This is a genomic window from Achromobacter sp. JCM 18799, from assembly GCF_055395645.1.
Map to the genome: position 1 here is coordinate 2074673 of NZ_AP043866.1, position 18036 is coordinate 2092708.

General features: G+C 68.5%; 17 protein-coding genes. 10 read left to right on the forward strand and 7 right to left on the reverse strand.

Annotated elements, in window-relative coordinates:
- Positions 1 to 55 precede the first annotated feature (55 nt).
- The 4 genes from ACZ5YA_RS09825 (at position 56) to ACZ5YA_RS09840 (ending at position 4129) form a co-directional block, all read left to right on the forward strand.
- Complete coding sequence (locus tag ACZ5YA_RS09825) at positions 56 to 979, forward strand: ABC transporter permease (RefSeq protein WP_054452620.1); 924 nt, start codon at positions 56 to 58, stop codon at positions 977 to 979.
- Between the two features lie 5 nt (positions 980 to 984).
- Positions 985 to 1854, forward strand: coding sequence for an ABC transporter permease (locus ACZ5YA_RS09830; protein WP_118934718.1), 870 nt, complete (start codon positions 985 to 987; stop codon positions 1852 to 1854).
- 34 nt (positions 1855 to 1888) lie between these two features.
- Positions 1889 to 3628 carry a M14 family metallopeptidase gene (locus ACZ5YA_RS09835; protein WP_464092430.1) on the forward strand — a complete coding sequence of 580 codons (1740 nt, stop codon included), beginning with the start codon at positions 1889 to 1891 and terminating at the stop codon, positions 3626 to 3628.
- A gap of 63 nt (positions 3629 to 3691) precedes the next feature.
- The gene (locus ACZ5YA_RS09840) at positions 3692 to 4129 is read left to right on the forward strand and encodes an acetyltransferase (protein ID WP_059372691.1); all 438 of its coding nucleotides are present in this window, start codon (positions 3692 to 3694) and stop codon (positions 4127 to 4129) included.
- A gap of 7 nt (positions 4130 to 4136) precedes the next feature.
- Here ACZ5YA_RS09840 and ACZ5YA_RS09845 read toward each other — a convergent pair whose 3' ends face one another.
- The 6 genes from ACZ5YA_RS09845 to ACZ5YA_RS09870 form a co-directional block, all read right to left on the reverse strand.
- Complete coding sequence (locus tag ACZ5YA_RS09845) at positions 4137 to 4322, reverse strand: oxidoreductase-like domain-containing protein (RefSeq protein ID WP_054452636.1); 186 nt, start codon at positions 4320 to 4322, stop codon at positions 4137 to 4139.
- A 9-nt stretch (positions 4323 to 4331) separates the two neighbouring features.
- Complete coding sequence (locus tag ACZ5YA_RS09850) at positions 4332 to 4904, reverse strand: GNAT family N-acetyltransferase (RefSeq protein ID WP_059372686.1); 573 nt, start codon at positions 4902 to 4904, stop codon at positions 4332 to 4334.
- A 108-nt stretch (positions 4905 to 5012) separates the two neighbouring features.
- The gene (locus ACZ5YA_RS09855; RefSeq protein ID WP_118934713.1) at positions 5013 to 5615 is read right to left on the reverse strand and encodes a class I SAM-dependent methyltransferase; all 603 of its coding nucleotides are present in this window, start codon (positions 5613 to 5615) and stop codon (positions 5013 to 5015) included.
- Positions 5612 to 7237, reverse strand: a complete 1626-nt coding sequence (locus ACZ5YA_RS09860; RefSeq protein WP_187774099.1) for a lytic murein transglycosylase — start codon at positions 7235 to 7237, stop codon at positions 5612 to 5614. The genes ACZ5YA_RS09855 and ACZ5YA_RS09860 overlap by 4 nt, the downstream gene beginning before the upstream one ends.
- Positions 7238 to 7368: 131 nt before the next feature.
- Entirely contained in the window at positions 7369 to 8754 is a 1386-nt protein-coding gene (locus tag ACZ5YA_RS09865) for an MATE family efflux transporter (RefSeq protein WP_223283495.1), read from the reverse strand.
- A gap of 54 nt (positions 8755 to 8808) precedes the next feature.
- Positions 8809 to 9516: a hypothetical protein gene (locus ACZ5YA_RS09870; protein WP_464092431.1), complete on the reverse strand. Its 708-nt coding sequence runs from the start codon at positions 9514 to 9516 to the stop codon at positions 8809 to 8811.
- A gap of 177 nt (positions 9517 to 9693) precedes the next feature.
- Here ACZ5YA_RS09870 and ACZ5YA_RS09875 point away from each other — a divergent pair, with 177 nt between their 5' ends.
- From ACZ5YA_RS09875 to ACZ5YA_RS09890, 4 genes are all read left to right on the forward strand, one after another.
- The gene (locus ACZ5YA_RS09875) at positions 9694 to 10629 is read left to right on the forward strand and encodes a LysR family transcriptional regulator (protein WP_464092432.1); all 936 of its coding nucleotides are present in this window, start codon (positions 9694 to 9696) and stop codon (positions 10627 to 10629) included.
- Positions 10630 to 10687: 58 nt separating this feature from the next.
- A complete protein-coding gene (locus ACZ5YA_RS09880) occupies positions 10688 to 11638 on the forward strand; it encodes an adenosine deaminase (protein ID WP_059372676.1) in 951 nt (316 codons plus the stop codon).
- Positions 11639 to 11785: 147 nt separating this feature from the next.
- Positions 11786 to 13054: a carboxylesterase family protein gene (locus tag ACZ5YA_RS09885; protein ID WP_464092433.1), complete on the forward strand. Its 1269-nt coding sequence runs from the start codon at positions 11786 to 11788 to the stop codon at positions 13052 to 13054.
- A gap of 73 nt (positions 13055 to 13127) precedes the next feature.
- Positions 13128 to 14078, forward strand: coding sequence for a Bug family tripartite tricarboxylate transporter substrate binding protein (locus ACZ5YA_RS09890; protein WP_464092434.1), 951 nt, complete (start codon positions 13128 to 13130; stop codon positions 14076 to 14078).
- A 51-nt stretch (positions 14079 to 14129) separates the two neighbouring features.
- On the opposite strand, the gene ACZ5YA_RS09895 is transcribed toward ACZ5YA_RS09890, so the two are convergent.
- Positions 14130 to 14762, reverse strand: a complete 633-nt coding sequence (locus tag ACZ5YA_RS09895; protein ID WP_280015096.1) for a TetR/AcrR family transcriptional regulator — start codon at positions 14760 to 14762, stop codon at positions 14130 to 14132.
- A 143-nt stretch (positions 14763 to 14905) separates the two neighbouring features.
- On the opposite strand from ACZ5YA_RS09895, the gene ACZ5YA_RS09900 reads away from it, so the two are divergent.
- Both ACZ5YA_RS09900 and ACZ5YA_RS09905 read left to right on the forward strand, forming a co-directional pair.
- Complete coding sequence (locus ACZ5YA_RS09900) at positions 14906 to 16399, forward strand: MFS transporter (RefSeq protein WP_059372665.1); 1494 nt, start codon at positions 14906 to 14908, stop codon at positions 16397 to 16399.
- A gap of 144 nt (positions 16400 to 16543) precedes the next feature.
- On the forward strand, positions 16544 to 17932 hold the full coding sequence (locus ACZ5YA_RS09905; protein WP_059372662.1) for an amidohydrolase: 1389 nt from the start codon (positions 16544 to 16546) through the stop codon (positions 17930 to 17932).
- The last annotated feature ends 104 nt before the right edge of the window (positions 17933 to 18036 follow it).

Genomic DNA, 18036 nt, shown 5'->3' on the forward strand with positions numbered 1-18036 from the left:
TGCCTTGACGCATTAACCCCACCGACCGTTCCGGCGTAAGCCGGGACGGCGACTTATGACCGGATTTCTCATCAAACGCGTGTTGCAGGCCGTCTTCGTGATCGTGGCCGTGACGCTGCTCGTCTCCTATGCCGTGCGCCTGACCGGCGACCCCGCGCTGATGCTCAGCCAGGGTTCGGGCAGCGTCACTGAGCAGGACCTGGCCAATATCCGCCAGGCGCTGGGCCTGAACCGCCCGTTCTACGAGCAGTACCTGTCCTATATGCAGGGGCTGCTGCATGGCGATTTCGGCCGCAGCTTCATGGGCGGCACGTCGGTCGCCAAGCTGATCGGCGATGCGCTGCCCGCCACGCTGATGCTGGCATTCACCTCGCTGCTGGCGTCGATCCTGATCTCGCTGCCGCTGGGCATCCAGGCCGCGATCAAGCGCGGCAAGACCACGGACCAGGCGATCCGCATCCTGTCGCTGGTGGGACTGTCCTTTCCCAATTTCTGGCTGGCGCTGATGCTGGTGCTGCTGCTGTCGATCACCTTCCCGCTGCTGCCGCCGTCCGGCTGGAGCGGGCCCGCCAGCCTGGTGCTGCCGTCGCTGACGATGGCCATCATCCTCAGCGCCACCAATATCCGCCTGGTGCGCACCACCATGCTGGAAACGCTGTCGGCGCAATACATCATGGTGGCGCGCAGCAAAGGCCTGAAGGAACGCGTGGTGCTGTACAAGCACGCGCTGCGCAACTGCGCGATTCCGCTCATCACCTACCTGGGCCTGCAATTCGGCGGCCTGATCGGCGGCATCGTGGTCATCGAAATGGTCTTCAACTGGCCCGGCCTGGGTACGCTGGCGTTCGACGCCATCTCCGGCCGCGACTACCCGGTGCTGCAGGGCACGGTCACCGTGCTGGCCTCCGTCATCGTCCTGGTCAACCTGATCGTCGACATCGCCTACGGCATCGTCGACCCCCGCATCCGCACGCGCTGAGCCTTATGCAGACTACTACCCCCACCGCCGCCGCCCCCAAGGCGGCCAAGCCCCGCAGCCGCTACCGCTCGCTGGAATTCGTGCTGGGCGCGCTGCTGACCGGCACCATGATCGTGCTGGTGCTGACCTCCGGCTGGCTGTTCCCCGACGGCGGCGAAGCCATGGACCTGGCCGCCCGCCTGATGGCGCCCTTCACCTCGGCGGCCCACCCCTTCGGCACCGACCCGCTGGGCCGCGACGTGCTGGCCCGCGTCATCGTCGGCGGCAAGATCTCGCTGACGGTGGGCTTCGCCTCGGTCGTCGGCGGCGCGCTGCTGGGCATCGTCATGGGCCTGATCGCCGGCTACTACCGCGGCTTCTGGGACATGATCGTCATGCGCTTTGCCGATGTGCAGCTGGCGCTGCCGTTCATCCTGGTGGCCATCACTTTCATCGCCATCCTGGGCGGCGGGCTGTTCAACGTCATCTTCTTCATGATCGTGTCGCAGTGGGTGCAGTATGCGCGCCTGGTGCGCGCCCAGGTCCTGGCCCTGCGCGAGCGCGAGTTCGTGCTGGCCGCCCGCGCCTTCGGCGTGCGCGACCTGGCCATGATCCGCCACCACATCGTGCCCAACCTGCTGGGGCCGCTGGTCATCCTGATGACGCTGAACGTCGCCAACAACATCCTGCTGGAAAGCAGTCTGACCTTCCTCGGCCTGGGCGTGGATCCCATGATCCCGAGCTGGGGCGGTATGCTTGCCGACGGCCGCACGTATATGCAGACGGCCTGGTGGGTCAGCGTCTTTCCGGGCCTGGCCATCATGCTGACGGTGCTGGGCCTGAACCTGCTGGGCGACTGGCTGCGCGACCGCCTGGACCCGACCGGCAAGGTCTGAAGCCGCCCCGGTCCGTCTGAAAGGAATATCGAGTATGTCTTTGCTGGAAAAAACATTCGACCGCACGCTGGACGCCTGGACCCATGCCTACATGGCGCCGGCCTGGCGCGGCGCGGTCGTGGAAGGCTGGCTGTTCGAAGGCGTGGAGGCGCGCCGCGCGGCCCAGGAGCGCCTGGCGCAAGCCGGCGTCACCGCGCGCTTTCGCAGCGCCTACAAGCCGCTGCTGCACTACTTCCTGGAAGAGGTCGAGCGCGAAGGGCTGGCGTCCGTCGTGGTGCGCTATCCGCTGCACGAACACGCCCAGGCCAAGCGCTTCACCCTGGAAGCCTATCCGCTCATCGCGCTGCTGCAAGGCGTGGAAGTCGCTATGCAGCCCGGCGCCGACGATCTGCACTACGACGTCAGCCTGCGCTACGCCGATGGCCGCAAGCTCGATACCCGCGTCTATGCGCCCAACCAGGTCGGCTACGCCCAGGATGGCACGCCCGAGCTGTCGCCCACCGGCTGGCTGCGCGTGCGCGACGCCGAAGGCGTGCTGCAGACCGATGCCGCCCAGGCCACCGAATACCAGCAGGCGTTCCGCGCCATCGTGGACACGGTGCGCAGCCATGCCTGGGGCGCGCACGAGCCCTATTTCGAGCGCCTGGAAATCCGCGTGGATTTGCCGGGCATCGACTTCGCCCTGCCGGTGGACGAGGAAATCGTCAGCACCTTCGAAGCGCTGCACGAAGACATCTATTTTTCGCTGCTGGAACACTTCCAGAAGCACTCGGGCCGCCCGTCCGGCGACCGCGGCCTGCAACCCGGCCAGATCATTCCCGACATCCGCCGCCACGACGGCGCAGCGCGCGTGCTGATATCGCTGGAGCATTTCGACGCCTTGGCGCCCGTTGCGCCCGCGCCGCTCGATGCGCCGCTGGCCCAGGTCCGCGAACCGCTGTCGGCCGGCCAGATCGCCAGCTGCATGGCGGCGTTCGGCGGCGATACCTTCCAGGCCGTATCGCGCCAGGGCCGTCCGGTGCTGGGTACGTACCTGCGCGGTCCCGGCCCCGCAGTGTTCATCTCGGGCGCGCAGCACGCCAATGAAACTTCCGGCGTGGTCGGCGCCCTGCGCGCCGCGCAGACGCTGGCCGAGCGCGGCGACGCGCATTTCGCCCTGATCGCCGCCGAAAATCCGGACGGCTACGCGCTGTTCAACCGCCTGCGCGCGCACCATCCGCGCCACATGCTGCATGCCTCGCGCTACAGCGCGCTGGGCGACGACATCGCCTACCGCGAACGCGCCCCGTTCTTCGAACGCGAAGGCCGCCACCAGGCGCACGCCATCAGCGGCGCTCAGCTGCACATCAACCTGCACGGCTATCCCGCCCATGAATGGACCCGGCCGCTATCCGGCTACCTGCCGCGCCATTTCGAGCCGTGGACCATCCCCAAGGGCTTCTTCCTGGTGCTGCGCCATCACCCGGGCTGGGGCGACCGCGCCCGCCGCCTGATCGAGGGCGTTACCGCCAGGCTGGCCCGCAACGTTCCCGGCCTGGTCGAGTTCAACGCGCGGCAACTTGAACTATTCCAGGCGCACGCGCTCGAAACCGGATTCGACGTACTGAACGGCATCCCGGTGCAGATCAGCGAAAGCGACCGCGAAGACTTGCCCATGGCGTTGATTTCCGAGTTTCCGGATGAAACCGTCTACGGCGACCGCTTCGTTTTCGCGCATACTGTACAGATGGAAACCGTCCTGGCGGCGACCGAGCTCTACCGCGCAGGGCTCTAGCGGCAAAAAGACCGGCGTAGCCAAGGACCGCGCCGGCACCCGACCTGTAAAACCATTAGAAAAATGAATATCCGAGAACGCAACCACGGCGATGACCTGGCCCTGGTGGACATCTGGCTCCGTTCGGTACGCGCCACCCACACGTTCCTGACGGAAAAGGAAATCCAGGCCATGTACCCGCAGGTGCTGAACACCGACCTGCCTTCGGTGCGGGTCTGGGTCTGTGAGGACGATGCCGGCGAAGTTGCCGGCTTCATGGGCCTGAACGGCAACAAGGTCCAGATGCTGTTCGTGGATGCCAACAAGCGCGGCAAGGGAGCGGGCCGGCGCCTGCTGAACTTCGCGCGTTCGCTGCACGGCACCCTGCTGGTGGACGTGAACGAACAGAATCCCCAGGCCCACGGCTTCTACAAGCACTACGGTTTCGAGGACGTGGGCCGCTCGGAACAGGACGACGCGGGTCGCCCTCGTCCCATCATCCACATGAAGCTGGCGGGCTGACGGGCGCCTAGCCCTTGGACTGTTCCGGATGCCTGGCCCGCCAGGCTTTCAGCGCTTCCCGGTAATCGTCCATGGCTTCGTTATAGGTGTCATAGACACAGGGGATGCAGCCGCTGTTGCAACACTCTTCGGGTTCGGGCGCGACGGGCGGAACGGGCTGCGGGTCGTCGTCGGGGATCTGCTTGGTGCTCATATCCCAATCTTAGCGCCGATGGCCGGCGCCGGCCGCCGCGCCCGCGTCCGGCAGCGGCCATTCGGCGCGGCGGATTTCGTAGAGACGCTTGCCCGCGCCGCCCGCTCCCGCACCGCCAATCTGGCGCATGCCGCATTTTTCCAGCACCCGGCAGGACGCGGCATTCTCTTCCAGCGCCACGGCCGACAGCGCCTCGACCGGCAAGCGGCCGAATCCCAGCGCCAGCAGCGCATGGGCGATTTCGGTGGCGTATCCCATGCCCCAGCTCGCGGGCAGGAAGGCATACGCGACCTCGACCTCGTCGCGGCCCCGAGATTGGGTGCGCTTCAAGCCCGCCCGGCCCGCCAGCGCGCCGCTGGCGCGGTCGGCCAGCACATACATGCCGTAGCCCAGCTCGGTCCAATGCTCGACGTTCTGCAGCAGATAACGGCGGCTGGCCGCGTCTGTCCGGGTGCCGCCCATGGTGGCCATGAGGCGCTCGTCCGCATGCATCGCGGCAATGAAGGAATAATCGGTTTCGTCCATGCGCCGGGCTTGCAGCCGGGCGGTCTGGAAAGTGTCGGGGAGCAGTGCGGCGGACATGGAAGGCTGAAGAAATGGCGTGGCGGACATGATACCGGCGGACGGCCCGCCGGCCCATCGTCCAACGGACGAATCCCCCAGGCCGAGTCCGGCCCCGGGGCATGGCTTTCAGGTGCGGCGCAGGCCCAGGAAACTCCAGCGCACGTCGGCGCGGTCCAGCATGTCTTCGCGCGAACTGAGATGGTGCGAGGACAGGCCGTGGCCGGCCGCCAGCGTGATCGTTTCCTGCGCGGACACGTCGAACATGCGGCGGCCAGGAGGCACCGGGCCGTGCCGCAGCGACATCAGGATCTGGCCCTGCGGCGCCAAGAGCGCGGCCAGCGCCTGCATGCCCTGGCGGCGTTCGTCGGCATCCAGGTGCATCCACACGGCCGTCAGCATGATCACGTCGAACGCCCGGTCTTGACCGCGCAGCACGGCCAGTTCCGGCAAGGCGTCGTCGATCCATTCCAGGTTGGGCAGCGCATGGCGGCGCTGACCCTCCTGGCGCAGCCCGGGCGTGGGCTCGGCCGCCACCACCGAATGCCCCATCCGCGCCAGCGCGGCGGCGTCGCGCCCCGATCCCGCGCCGATGTCGGCGATGCGCGACGGCGCCGCGGGGATCAGGTGCGCCACGTCGCGGTGCACGTCCGCGAACGCGATGCTCTCGTACTGGTCTGCTAGGGCCGCGGCGTTTTCACCGTAGCCCTGCGTGCCGGAAGCCCCTGTCATTGCTGGGCTGTCGGCCGAACCTGGATCGCCGCGGGCGGCCAGGTGGCCTTGATGGCGTCGTAGATGCGCTTGCCCACGCGGCCGTCTTCCGGCAGCTTGCGCTTGACCTGCTCTTCGCGCACGGCGTCGCGGGTCTTGCTGCCCGGAATGCCGTCGGCCACGCCCACGTCATAGCCCAGGCCGTAGAGCATCTCCTGCAGCTCCTTGATCTGCGCGCGCGACAAGCCGGGGTCGTCCGTGGGCCAGGCCGCGACGAGATCGGGCCCGCCCTGCAGGCGATTGAGCAGCATCGATACCGCCAGGCCATAACGGCGCGACTGGTTGTAATGCAGGATGGCGTCGAAATTCACGGTCGCCAGGAACACCGGGCCGGCGGAACCCGTGGGCGCGAACAGATAGGCCTGCTCGTCGTTGCCCGACGCCAGCTTCAAGGCCGAACCGTTGCCCTGCTTCACGCCGGCCTGGGCCCACTGGGCGATCGTGCGGCGATCCTGCGAACCCACGTATTCGGCTTCGGGCGAGGCCGGAATGGCGGCGGCCAGCTCGGCCGGCACGCGCACTTCGATCACGGCGGGCAGGCTGTGCGTCCACTTGGCACGGCGCTTGCGCAGGTGATTGGCAGTCGACGCCAACGCGTCGGGCAGCGAGTTGTAGAGATCGATCTTGCCGTTGCCGTCGCCATCGGCGGCCAGCTCATAGAACGAGGTCGGGATGAACTGCGTCATGCCGAAAGCGCCGCTCCAGGAGCCGACGAAGCTGTCCGCCGGCACCACGCCGTCGCGCAGCAGGCGCACCGAGGCGTAGGCGTTCTTTTCCCACAGCGGCTTGTTCTCGGTGCAGGCGCGCGTCAGCCAGGCGTCCAGCACATTGGTCTTGCCGACCTGCCGGCCGTAGTTGGTCTCGATGCCGAAGATCGCGACCAGCGTGGCCGGATCCACCTGGTATTGCTGGCTGATGGCCGACAGCTGCGGACCATATTTGGCGAGCACGCCCAGGCCGTCGCGCACGCGCTCCTCGTCCACGGTCTTGGCGATGTAATCCCACCAGGCCTCGCGCCCCTCGGGCTGGCCCTTGGCGGATGCGACCGTGGTGGGCAGCAGCTTGGCGTTGGCGGTGTACTTGTCCCAATCGGCCACGGTCAGGCCGTTGGCCGTGGCGCCCTTGCGCAGCTTGGCGATGCAGGCCTTGGTGTCGAGTTCGGTCGGGATGATGACCGTGGGAGCGGGGGTGGCGGTGGCGGCGGGCGCAGCGGTGGCGGCGGGCGCAGCAGGCGCTGCGGTCGCTGCCGGGGCTGCCGTGGCCGCAGCGGGTGCGGGCAAGGCGGCGGGCGCAGGCAGGGTTGCCGGCGCGGGCGCCGCCGACCTGGGAGGCAGCGCCTGCCCGGCGCGGTCATCGACCGGAGCCGCCGGCGTGTTGGCGGCAGGCGCGGGAGTGTCGTCGAAGCTGCGCTTGGGCGTCAGGGCCGGCAGGGTCTGCACCGGCACCGCGGGCTGGGCGCGCGATCCGGTGGCGGAAGCTGGTCCCTGCGCCTGCGCGGCGCCGGCAGCGGCGGCGGTGACGGCCGCGGCCAGCAGCACGCGGGAGAAGGTGTCGATTCGAAGGCGTACGGAACGCTGACGCATGGCAATCCTGAAAAATCGAAGTCAGCCGGGATCGTACCGCGACCGGGCGTCAAAATCGAACGGCCCGCAGGGCGGGTCCGCCAGCACTGCCACTCAAACGCCCTGCAGGCTGGAAGCGGCTTCGCAGCGCCCTAGGCTGCCTGCCGCGCTTGCACCGCCACGCTCGCGGGCGGCGCACGCAGCACGCGTCGGCACAGCAACATGGCGATCAGGCTGAACAGGGCAAAGCCCGCGGTCTGCCCCGCCAGCACGCCTTCCGGGCCGCCGTAATGCGCGCCCAGCCAGACAAAGGGCAAGGTGCCCACGGTGGCGCGCAGCCAGCCGATCGCGGTGGAGTACGCGGCATAGCCCAGATTGTTGAACACCGCGATGGCGACGAAATACAGGCTGTTGAGCGCCCACGCGAAACTGCCGTAGCGGCAGAAGAAAACGATCAGGTCGCGCCCCGGCCCGCTCACCTGGAACAGATCCGGCATCCAGGGCGCCAGCACGGCCAGCACGACCGCCACGCCGAAGCCGTACATCAAGGACCAGCGCGCGGTCAGGCGCGCCGTCTCCTGCACGCGGTCCCACTGCCCCGCGCCCAGGTTCTGCCCAAGAATGGGCCCGATGGCGCCCGGCAGCACGAAGAACAGCGCATAGGCTAGTTGCAGCACCCGGTCCACCACGGTGGCGCCCGCCATCACGCTGGAGCCAAAGCCGGCGTAGGTGGACAGGGTGAAAATGACCGCCGCGGGCGTAGCCAGCGTGGTCAGCGCGGCAGGCAAGGCGATCCGCCCGATTGCAGCCAGGTGCGCGCGCAGCGCCGCGCCGGCCGGCCAGGCCACCAGGCGATGCTTGCCGAACACCAGCCAGGCGCCCAGCGCCACCGTGACCAGACGGCCCACGCCGCCGGCCCAGGCCACGCCCTCCATGCCGCCGTCCAGCACGAAAATGACCAGCGGGTCCAGCGCCGCGACCGTCGCCGTCCCCGCCAGCAGCACCCACATGGACTGGCGGCCACGGCCCGCGGCGCGCAGCAGGTTGGACAACATCATGCCCACGCCCATCACGACCGCGAACGGGGTCGTAATGAGCACGTAGGACAGCAGATGCGCGCGCACGTCCTCTGCCAGGTCGATGGCCGCCGTGTAGGGGCCGATCACGGCCAGGAACAAGGCGCCGGACACGAGCGCGGCGGCGGCCATCAGGACCAGCGAGGCGCCCGCCAGCGCGCGGGCGCGCGGCGCATCGCCCGCCCCCAGCGCGCGCGACACCAGGGCCGTGCCGCCCACGGTCACGCCTATGCAGACCGAGATGATGGTGAACTGCGTCATCGATCCGAAGCCCACCGCGCCCAGCACCGCCTCGTCCTTGAGCGTGCCCAGGTACAGCAGCGACAGGAACTCCACCGCGAACACGGCCAGCATGCTGGCCCAGCCGGTCAGGACCATTTCCAGCACATGCGGACCCATCGGCCCCGAGACGAAGCGGGCGCGCGGATCGGAAGCGGCGGAGGACGAGTTTTCAGACGTCATGAGGCTGTTGGATGGAACGCGGCCAAGGCCGCGCGAAAGTTGCCGGGTCCGCGCTCAGCGGCCCGCGGGCGCGAACCAATACTGGTACACGCTGCCGTCATTCGAATACCAAGGCAGCAGGCCGATGGTGTCGGATTCACGCTGCACGGTCACCAGCAGGCCTCCTGCCTGGGGCCGCAGCAGCGCCACGTGGCGCCGCACTCCCATGGACTCGTACTGGCGCCAGTCGTGCCGCACGCTGATCCACAGCCGGCCCTGCGTGCAACCGCCTAGGCGCCGGATGCCGTCCGGCCTGGAGGGCCGGGCCGCGCCAGGCAGGGCGGCAGGATCCGGCATACCGTTCAACTGCGGCAGGCGGCCGGAAGCGCGCGCGCCCTGTCCGTCCAGCGCCAATATCTCCCATCCGTCCGCGGCGGCCGTGAAAGCCACGGTGGCCTCGGGTCCGGAGCGCCATTCCGGCAACGGGTTGTCGCCCATGCCCGGTAGGTCCAGGGGATATTGCAGGAAATTGCGCAGGTCCATCGATGCGCCGGCCTCGCGGTCGCCAGACACGAACTCGCCTTGCGCCCGATAGACGCCGGCCAGATCCGGGCATTGGGCCGGATCCGTTGGCAACGCCGCAAGCGTCCCGTCTCGAAAGGGAGGCCAGGCAACGGACACGCCGTCGACCCGGGATGCGCCGCAGCCACTCAAGGCCAGCGCAGCCAGCGCCGCCGCCGCAAGCCTGCCCACTCTCCACGCGCCACGCACCGCTGTCTTCATGCCTGCCCTCTGCTCTTGCCGGCCGTCGCGCTGGCCCAGGCGGCGCCTCCGACTATCGGTCTGGCGCGAACTATATCCGAAACCCGGCCGGCCGAAACCTGCGCGGCCCTAACCCGCCCCGCGTTGCCAAGCACGCGCCGGGAGAGAATAATCGGCATCTCCCTTCCGACCCGCGCCATGACACCGTTCCGAGGCAAGCTCCGCATCCGGCATCTGGAAATCGTGCTGACCGTCGCCGAATTGGGCAACCTGTCCAAGGCCGCCGCGCAATTGCACAGCACGCAGTCGGGTCTGTCGCGCGCCATCGCCGAGATCGAAGAACTGGTGGGCGCGCGGCTGTTCGAGCGCACTGCCAAGGGCACCACCTGCACGCCGCTGGGCGAGACCATGTGCCGCCATGCCCGCCTGCTGCTCACCGACTTCCGCAAGGCCGAGATCGATCTCGCCGCGGTCTCGCGCGGCGACGAAGGCAGCCTGACCGTAGGCTGTTTTTCGATGTTCGCGGGCTGGCCGGTGGCCGAGGCCGCGCGCGCCTACCGCCAAGCCTATCCGCGCATCACGCTCACCATCGAGATCGGCACGCATGAACGGCTGATCGAGGACCTGGACGCCGGCGCGCTGGACGTGCTGATCAGCCGCTTCTCGTCCACCGTCAATCCGCAGATCTATCGCTCCACCACGCTGCTGGAGGATCCCGTGGTGCTGGCCTGCGCCACGCATCATCCGCTGGCCGGCCAGCCTGGCGCCACGCTGGCCGACTACGTGGCCTATCCCTGGATCACCGCCCTGCCCGGCAGCCGCATCCGCGGCGAACTGGAAATGTCGCTGCGCCAGGCCGGCCTGGCGATTCCGGATATGATCGGCGCCCTGTCGCTGGAATTCGGCCGCGAAATGCTGCTGGACGGCCTGTACCTGTGGATGCTGCCCGGCAGCGTGGCCGCTATCCGGCAGGCGCGCGGCGAGCTTGTAGTCCTGGCCGACAGGCCGGTCCTGCGCAAATCGCCGCTGGCCGCCATCTGGCGCCGCGACCGTCCCAGCACACGGCAGGCGCGCGCCTTCGCCGCCCAGCTCCAGCTCGCCATCCAGGCCGACGCGGTCGCATTGGCGGCCTGAGCCCGCCGGCGCGTTGCGCGTTATTCTGGACAGGCAACACTTTTTGATCGGAGCACCCATGTACGACTGGCTCAACGCACTGCCCAAGGCGGAATTGCACCTGCACCTGGAAGGTTCGCTCGAACCCGAGCTGCTGTTCCGGCTGGCGCAGCGCAACGGCGTGGCGCTGCCGTGGCCGGACATCGAGTCCCTGCGCGCCGCCTACGACTACGGCAATCTCCAGGAATTCCTGGACCTCTACTACCGCGGCGCGGACGTGCTGCGCACCGAGCAGGATTTCTACGACCTGACCTGGGCCTATCTGCTCAAGTGCCGCGAGCAGAACGTGGTGCATACCGAGCCGTTCTTCGACCCGCAGACCCATACCGACCGCGGCGTGCCCTTCGAGGCTGTGCTGGCCGGCATCAGCCAGGCGCTCGAAGACGGCCGCAAGCAGCTGGGCGTGAACAGCGGACTGATCCTGAGCTTTCTGCGCCATCTGCCCGAAGAGCAGGCCATGCGCACGCTGGAAGCCGCCCTGCCCCACCGCGACGCCTTCATCGCCGTGGGCCTGGACAGCAGCGAAATGGGTTTTCCGCCGCGCCTCTTCCAGCGCGTGTTCGACCGCGCCCGCGCCGAAGGATTGCCAGGCGTCGCGCACGCCGGCGAGGAAGGCCCGCCGGAATACATCTGGGAAGCGCTGGACCTGTTGAAGGTGCTGCGCATCGACCACGGCGTGCGCGCCGCCGAAGACCCCAAGCTGATCGGACGCCTGATCGACGAGCAGATCCCGCTGACGGTCTGTCCGCTGTCCAACACCCGGCTGCGCGTGTTCCAGCACATGCGCGACCACAACATCCTGTCGCTGCTGGACGCGGGCGTGAAGGTCACCGTGAACTCCGACGATCCCGCGTATTTCGGCGGCTACGTCAACGAGAACTTCCACGCGCTGTACGAGCATCTGGGCATGTCGCGGGCGCAGGCCCAGGCCCTGGCGGACAACAGCCTGGACGCGCGCATCCTCAAGTAGCCGGCGCGCCCCGCCGCCAGCCATGCGGATTGCGCATGGCAATGTTCAAAACCTGCATGCCTGGCGCGGCCCATTCCTCCCTACCATAGTCCGACCGCCGCGGCGCCTGCCGCGGCCGGGCCACAGACCAGAAACAGGGGGCAGGATATGAGTCAGTTCGTGGAAGCGTCGCTGCAGGCAGGCACGCTGACCGGCGTGCTGGAAGGCGGCGTGTGCCGCTACAGCGCCATTCCCTATGCGCAGGCGCCGATCGGCGCGCTGCGTTTCGCACCGCCGCAACCGGCCGCTTGGCGCGGCAGGCTGGACGCCACCCGGCCGGGACCGGTCGCGCCGCAACTGCCCTCGCGCCTGCGCGGCGCCATGGGCGACTTCGACGCCGAACAATCCGAGGACTGCCTGCACCTGACCGTGTGGACGCCCGCCGCCGACGGCAAGCGGCGGCCGGTGGTCGTGTGGCTGCACGGCGGCGCCTGGCAAAGCGGCGGCGGCGCGCTGGACTGGTATGACGGCGCCAACCTCGCGCAGCGCGGCGACGTGGTGGTGGTCGCGGTCAACTACCGGCTGGCCGCGCTGGGCTGGCTGTACGTACCCGGCCAGACGGCCAATTCGGGCCTGCTGGACCAGGAGGCCGCCATCGATTGGGTGCTGGCCAACATCCAGGACCTGGGCGGCGATCCCGGACAAGTCACCGTCATGGGCCAGTCGGCGGGCGCGTCCTCGATCTGCGCCATGCTGGCGCGCCAGCCGCGCTTCTCCCGTGCCATCCTGCAAAGCGCGGCGCTGGGCCGGGGGTTTCGCAGCGCAAAGCAGGCCGATGCGCTGGGACAGGCCTTCCTGCGCGCCGCGGGAGCCGATTCCCTGGAAGCCGCGCGCGAGCTGCCCGTGGCGGCCTTGCTGGCGGCGCAGCAGGCGCCCGCCGTCGCCGCAACGCTGCGCGCCGAGGGCAGCAGCCGCAGCCAGTTCGCGCCGGTGCTCGACGGCCAGGTGCTGCCACATGACATCGCGCCCGCGCTCAGGCGGGCGTCGTCCCGCGCCGACGTGCTGGTCTGCTACACGCGCGACGAAATGGCCGCCTTTCCCGGCAATGGCCGCAGCGCCGCCGACCAGGACCTGGGCGACGAGGTATTCGGCGCGCCCTCGCGCCAGTGGGCCGCCGACGCCGCGGCCCAAGGCCGCCAAGCCTGGCTGGCGCGGTTCGACGTGGCGCCCACGGCGAACTTCGGCGCCTGCCATTGCATCGAACTGCCCTTCGTCTTCGACACGTTGCCGGCGTACGCCAGCGCGCCCATGCTCGCCGGCCTGCCCGCGGAACAGGCGCGCCAGCTTGCACGCGCCACGCAGCAGGCATGGATCGCGTTCATCCGCGGCGACGCGCCAGGCTGGCCGGCGGCGCCGCACATGCAGATCCTGGCCTAGGCCGGGACGGCATCTGCGGGGCCGCGGGCGGATGCCGCCCGCGCATCAAACACACCAAAACAAGGGGAATTCCATGTTCAAGCAAACCGCGCTCGCGCTGGCGCTGCTGGCGCCGCTGGCGGCCACCGCCGCCTATCCCGACAAGCCCGTCAAGATCATCGTGTCCAACCCGCCCGGCGGCCCCGTGGACGTCATGCTGCGCGTGCTGGCCAGCAAACTGGGCGCCGCCTGGGGCCAGCCCGTGGTGGTGGAGAACAAGCCCGGCGCGTCCGGCATCATCAGCACCGGCGCGCTGGTCAAGTCCGCGCCCGACGGCTACACGCTGGGCATGGTGGTGGCCTCGTCCGTCACCATCGTGCCCTTCGCCGTGGACAGCCTGCCGTTCGACACGCAAAAGGACCTCAAGCCGATCTCGCTGGTGGCGCGCACGCCATTCATCTTCATCGTACCCAAGGACAGCCCGCTCAAGACCTGGGAAGACTTCGTGCGCGAAAGCAAGGCGCGCAATCTCAGCGTAGGTTCGTTCTCCATCGGCACGGCGTTCCATCTGGTCTGGGAACAGACGGCGCGCCGCGCCGGCATCAAGGCCTTGTACGTGCCCTCGTCCTCGTCGGGCAAGACGCAGAACGACTTGATCGGCGGCCAGCTCGACGTGGGCCTGGACGCGCCTTCGAGTTCCAAGGGCCTGATCGACAGCGGCCGGCTGCGCGCGCTCGCGATCACCAGTCCGGAACGCTTCGGCGGCCTGCCCGATACGCCCACGCTGAAGGAGTCCGGCTTGAAGGACTACGCGCCGCAGCCCTGGATCGGGCTGATGGCGCCGGCGGGCATTCCGGACGACCGCGTGGCGCTGATCCAGAAATCGGTGGCGGACATCCTGAAGGAACCCGCGATGCGCGCGCAAATGGAAACCCTGGGCATGATTCCCATCGGCAGCACGCCAGAGGAACTGGCCGCGACCATCGAGGCCGACCGCGCCGACATCGGGCCGCTGATCAAGGAGCTGGGCATCAAGCTGCAATAGCGGCGCTTGCAGCGGCGCGGGTTTACCGCCGCGCCCTTCAGGCCACGTGCCTCAGCCCGCGCCCAGCGTGCGCAGGAACATCGCCGACAAGGGGCCGGACAGCGCTTGCACGTCCCGCCGGCCCTGCGCGATGGCAGCGTCCACCGCGCCATGCATGCCGTGGTACAGGACGATGGCGGCCAGCGCCGCGTCGTCCAGCTTCCAGCAGCCTGCGCGCGCGCCGGCCTCGAGTATCGCTTCCAGCTGTTCCAGCACGGCGCTCTTTTCGGCCACGCCGCGGTCGGGATGCTGGGCATCGTGGAACACCACGTCATGCAGTTCGTAGCCGTCGAAGTAGGCCTCGACGCCGGCGCGGGTCCAGGCGCGCAGCCGCGCCACGCCGTCGTCCGGCGCACAGGCCCGCACCTCGCGGTCGATATGGTCCAGGAACCCCTGCGAGAACTTGGCCCGCAGCGCCGCCAGCATGTCGTTCTTGGACGTGAAGTAGTGATAGAAGGTGCCCTTGGCCACGCCGGCGCGCTCGACGATCTCGCTGATGGTGGTGGCCTCGACGCCCTTCTGGATGAAGAGCGCTTGCGCGGCCTCCATCAACTCATCCAGCCGCACGGCGGCCGGCTTGGTGCGGGGCTTGGAAGCGGCGTCCGGGCCAGGCGGGGAAAGCGGGTCGGCGGGAACAGCGGGCATATCGTCCAGGGTCAGTTCAGCAGCAAGGCGCCAGTGTAGAGGAGGCGCAGGGCTGGGGCCAAAAGCTGAGAATCGTTCTTCTTTTCATTGACCGACGGTCGGTCGATGCATAGAATACCCCTTCCCCCACTCTGCGTCCCGCCATGCATCCCGCACGCCGCCGCGCCCTGGTCCTTGCCGTCAACCTGGGCAGCTTCATCACCATCCTGGACATCAGCATCGTCAACGTGGCGCTGCCCACCATGCAGGCGGCCCTGCGCATCGACATGGCCGGACTGCAATGGGTGGTGGACGCCTACGCCCTGTTCCTGTCGGCCTTCATGCTGTCCGCCGGGCCTTTGGGCGACCGTTATGGACGCAAGCGCTCCTGGCTGGCGGGCGTGCTGCTGTTCACCGCGGGCTCCGCGCTGTGCGGCCTGGCGGACAACCTGACGGCGCTGCTGATCGGCCGCGCCGTGCAGGGCGTGGCCGGCGCCCTGCTGGTGCCGGGCGCGCTGTCGCTTCTGACCCAGGCCTTTCCCGATCCCAAGGAACGCGCCCAGGCCATCGGCATATGGGCCTCGTGCAACGCGATTTCGCTCATCGTGGGACCCATGCTGGGCGGCGTGCTCGTCGCTCACTTCAACTGGCAGAGCATCTTCCTCATCAACCTGCCGGTAGGCGCGCTGGCCATCGCGCTGGGTGCCTGGAGCATCACGGAAAGCGCCCATCCCGAACACGCGGCCTTCGACCCCGCCGGCCAGGCGCTCAGCGTGCTGTGGCTGGGCGCGCTGACCTATGGTCTGATCGCCGCCGGCGAACATGGCTGGGCTGCGCCAGAAGCCACGGTCGCGCTCGCCATTGCCGCCGCCGGGCTGCTCGCCTTTCTGTGGGTCGAGCACCGCGCCGCGCGGCCCATCCTGCCGCTGGGGCTGTTCCGCGACGCGGGCTTCGCCATCACCAACTTCGCGTCCTTCGTGCTGGGCTTTTCCGCCTACAGCAGCCTGTTCTTCTTTTCGCTCTACCTGCAACACGTGCAGGGACTGTCGCCGCTGGCCACCGGCTGGCAACTGGCGCCGCAGTTCGCGGCGGCCGGGCTGGTGTCGCTGGTCTTCGGCCGGCTCAACCTGCGCTTCGGCCTGCCGCGCCTGATGATCGCGGGCTTCGCCTTCATCGGCCTGGCCATGCTGGGCATGACGCGCTTCGAAGCGCACACGCCTTATCTCGTGTCAGGTTCGCTGCTGGTGCTGCTGGGCCTGGGCACCGGCCTGGCCGTGCCTTCGACCAGCATGGCCGTGATGGCCACGGTGCCGCGCGAGCGTTCCGGCATGGCCTCGGCCACCATGAACGCGCTGCGCCAGACCGGCATGACGATAGGCATCGCGCTCTTGGGCGCGCTGATGAGCGGACGCGCCATCGAGGCACTGACGGGCTCGCTGTCTCGGCTGGGCGCGCCCGATGCGCAAGCCCTGGCGCGCGCCGCCATCACCCTGCATGAACTGCCCGCGCAGCCCGCCAATGCGGCCGAGCTGGCCGCCGCGGCGCTGGCCGGCGGCTTCCATGCCGCCATGCTTTTCGCAGGCGCCGCATCGCTGCTGGCGGCACTGTTGCTGCTGTTCCTGGCACGCGGCGCAAAGAACGTCCTGCACGCCGCATGACCTCCGGATTCCGGCGCGCGGAATTCCATCGGCCGGAATCAAAACAGCCTGTTTTTAAGCGTTGGTAACAAACGCTCGCGCCGTCTTGCGCTTCGGTAAGATCCTCGTCCAATAACAGGTTAACAACCACGAGGAGAGCAAAGCATGCCTTACCGCAAACCCCTGTTCCGCCTGGCCCCGCTGGCGCTCGCCGCCCACCTGCTGATGGCGGGTCCGGCCGCCGCGCAAAGCGCGCCCGGCACGCAAGGCCCGCTGGTCCCCGCGCCCAATCCGGCATTGGCCGCGCAGATCGATCAACGCGCCAAGGCCATCGAAGACAAGCTCATCGCCTGGCGCCGCGATATCCACGAACACCCCGAACTGGGCAACCAGGAAAACCGCACCGCCAAGCTGGTCGCCGACCATCTGCGCGCGCTGGGCATGGAAGTGAAAACCGGCGTCGCCGGCACCGGCGTGGTCGCCGTGCTCAAGGGCGGCAAGCCCGGTCCGGTGGTGGCGCTGCGCGCCGACATGGACGCGCTGCCCGTCAAGGAACAGGTAGACCTGCCCTTTGCGTCCAAGGCAAAGGGCACCTACCTGGGCAAGGAAGTGGACGTGATGCATGCCTGCGGCCACGACACCCACACCGCCATCCTGATGGCCACGGCCGAAGTGCTGGCCGGCATGAAAGACGAGCTTCCCGGCAGCGTGAAATTCATCTTCCAGCCCGCGGAGGAAAGCCCCGCCGACTTCGAACCCGACGGCAAGAAGATCTGGGGCGCCAAGATGATGGTGCAGGAAGGCGTGCTGGAAAATCCCAAGGTGGACGCCATCTTCGGCCTGCACGTGTCCAGCGCCTATCCCGCCGGCAAGCTCAGCTGGCGCAGCGGCCCCGCCATGGCCGCCGCCGACCAGTTCTGGATCGACGTCACCGGCAAGCAGACGCACGGCGCGCGGCCCTGGTCCGGCATCGATCCCATCGTGGTCAGCTCGCAGATCATCCTGGGCCTGCAGACCATCCCCAGCCGCCAGATCAACAGCATGCTGGAGCCGGCCGTCATCACCGTGGGCGCCATCCACGGCGGCAACCGCATGAACATCGTGCCGGACAACGTGGCCATGACCGGCACCATCCGCACCTATGACGAAGGCATGAAGAAGGACATACATCAACGCATCGCGCGTACCGCCGACATGATCGCGCAGAGCGCGGGCGCCAAGGCGGACGTGCGCGTGGTGGAGCTGTACAACGCCACCGTCAACAATCCCGCGCTGACCGAGCAGATGGGCCCGACGCTGCGGCGCGTGGCGGGCGAAGGCAACTACGGGCTGCAGCCCAAGTCGACCGCGTCGGAGGACTTCTCGTTCTATCAGGAGAAGGTGCCGGGCATGTTCTTCTATTTGGGCGTGACGCCCAAGGGCACCGACGTCGAGAAGGCTGCGCCGAACCATTCGCCGCGCTTCTACGTCGATGAGTCCGGCCTCATCAACGGCGTGCGTGCGTTGTCGAACCTGACCGTGGACTACATGGCGCAGGCGCAGAAAGGCAGCTGATCCGCGCTCCCCGCGCGCGTTTGAAAAATGCCCGCCGCGCGATGCGGCGGGCATAAGCAAACGGCTACAAATTCTTTGTCAGGCCCGGCCTGGCTTTCTACAGT

What these genes read in the sequence shown, in the direction of transcription:
- ACZ5YA_RS09825 (WP_054452620.1), top strand. Translation starts at nt 56, where the DNA reads ATGACCGGATTTCTCATCAAACGCGTGTTGCAGGCCGTCTTCGTGATC.
- ACZ5YA_RS09830 (WP_118934718.1), top strand. Translation starts at nt 985, where the DNA reads ATGCAGACTACTACCCCCACCGCCGCCGCCCCCAAGGCGGCCAAGCCC.
- ACZ5YA_RS09835 (WP_464092430.1), top strand. Translation starts at nt 1,889, where the DNA reads ATGTCTTTGCTGGAAAAAACATTCGACCGCACGCTGGACGCCTGGACC.
- ACZ5YA_RS09840 (WP_059372691.1), top strand. Translation starts at nt 3,692, where the DNA reads ATGAATATCCGAGAACGCAACCACGGCGATGACCTGGCCCTGGTGGAC.
- ACZ5YA_RS09845 (WP_054452636.1), bottom strand. Translation starts at nt 4,322, where the DNA reads ATGAGCACCAAGCAGATCCCCGACGACGACCCGCAGCCCGTTCCGCCC.
- ACZ5YA_RS09850 (WP_059372686.1), bottom strand. Translation starts at nt 4,904, where the DNA reads ATGTCCGCCGCACTGCTCCCCGACACTTTCCAGACCGCCCGGCTGCAA.
- ACZ5YA_RS09855 (WP_118934713.1), bottom strand. Translation starts at nt 5,615, where the DNA reads ATGACAGGGGCTTCCGGCACGCAGGGCTACGGTGAAAACGCCGCGGCC.
- ACZ5YA_RS09860 (WP_187774099.1), bottom strand. Translation starts at nt 7,237, where the DNA reads ATGCGTCAGCGTTCCGTACGCCTTCGAATCGACACCTTCTCCCGCGTG.
- ACZ5YA_RS09865 (WP_223283495.1), bottom strand. Translation starts at nt 8,754, where the DNA reads ATGACGTCTGAAAACTCGTCCTCCGCCGCTTCCGATCCGCGCGCCCGC.
- ACZ5YA_RS09870 (WP_464092431.1), bottom strand. Translation starts at nt 9,516, where the DNA reads ATGAAGACAGCGGTGCGTGGCGCGTGGAGAGTGGGCAGGCTTGCGGCG.
- ACZ5YA_RS09875 (WP_464092432.1), top strand. Translation starts at nt 9,694, where the DNA reads ATGACACCGTTCCGAGGCAAGCTCCGCATCCGGCATCTGGAAATCGTG.
- ACZ5YA_RS09880 (WP_059372676.1), top strand. Translation starts at nt 10,688, where the DNA reads ATGTACGACTGGCTCAACGCACTGCCCAAGGCGGAATTGCACCTGCAC.
- ACZ5YA_RS09885 (WP_464092433.1), top strand. Translation starts at nt 11,786, where the DNA reads ATGAGTCAGTTCGTGGAAGCGTCGCTGCAGGCAGGCACGCTGACCGGC.
- ACZ5YA_RS09890 (WP_464092434.1), top strand. Translation starts at nt 13,128, where the DNA reads ATGTTCAAGCAAACCGCGCTCGCGCTGGCGCTGCTGGCGCCGCTGGCG.
- ACZ5YA_RS09895 (WP_280015096.1), bottom strand. Translation starts at nt 14,762, where the DNA reads ATGCCCGCTGTTCCCGCCGACCCGCTTTCCCCGCCTGGCCCGGACGCC.
- ACZ5YA_RS09900 (WP_059372665.1), top strand. Translation starts at nt 14,906, where the DNA reads ATGCATCCCGCACGCCGCCGCGCCCTGGTCCTTGCCGTCAACCTGGGC.
- ACZ5YA_RS09905 (WP_059372662.1), top strand. Translation starts at nt 16,544, where the DNA reads ATGCCTTACCGCAAACCCCTGTTCCGCCTGGCCCCGCTGGCGCTCGCC.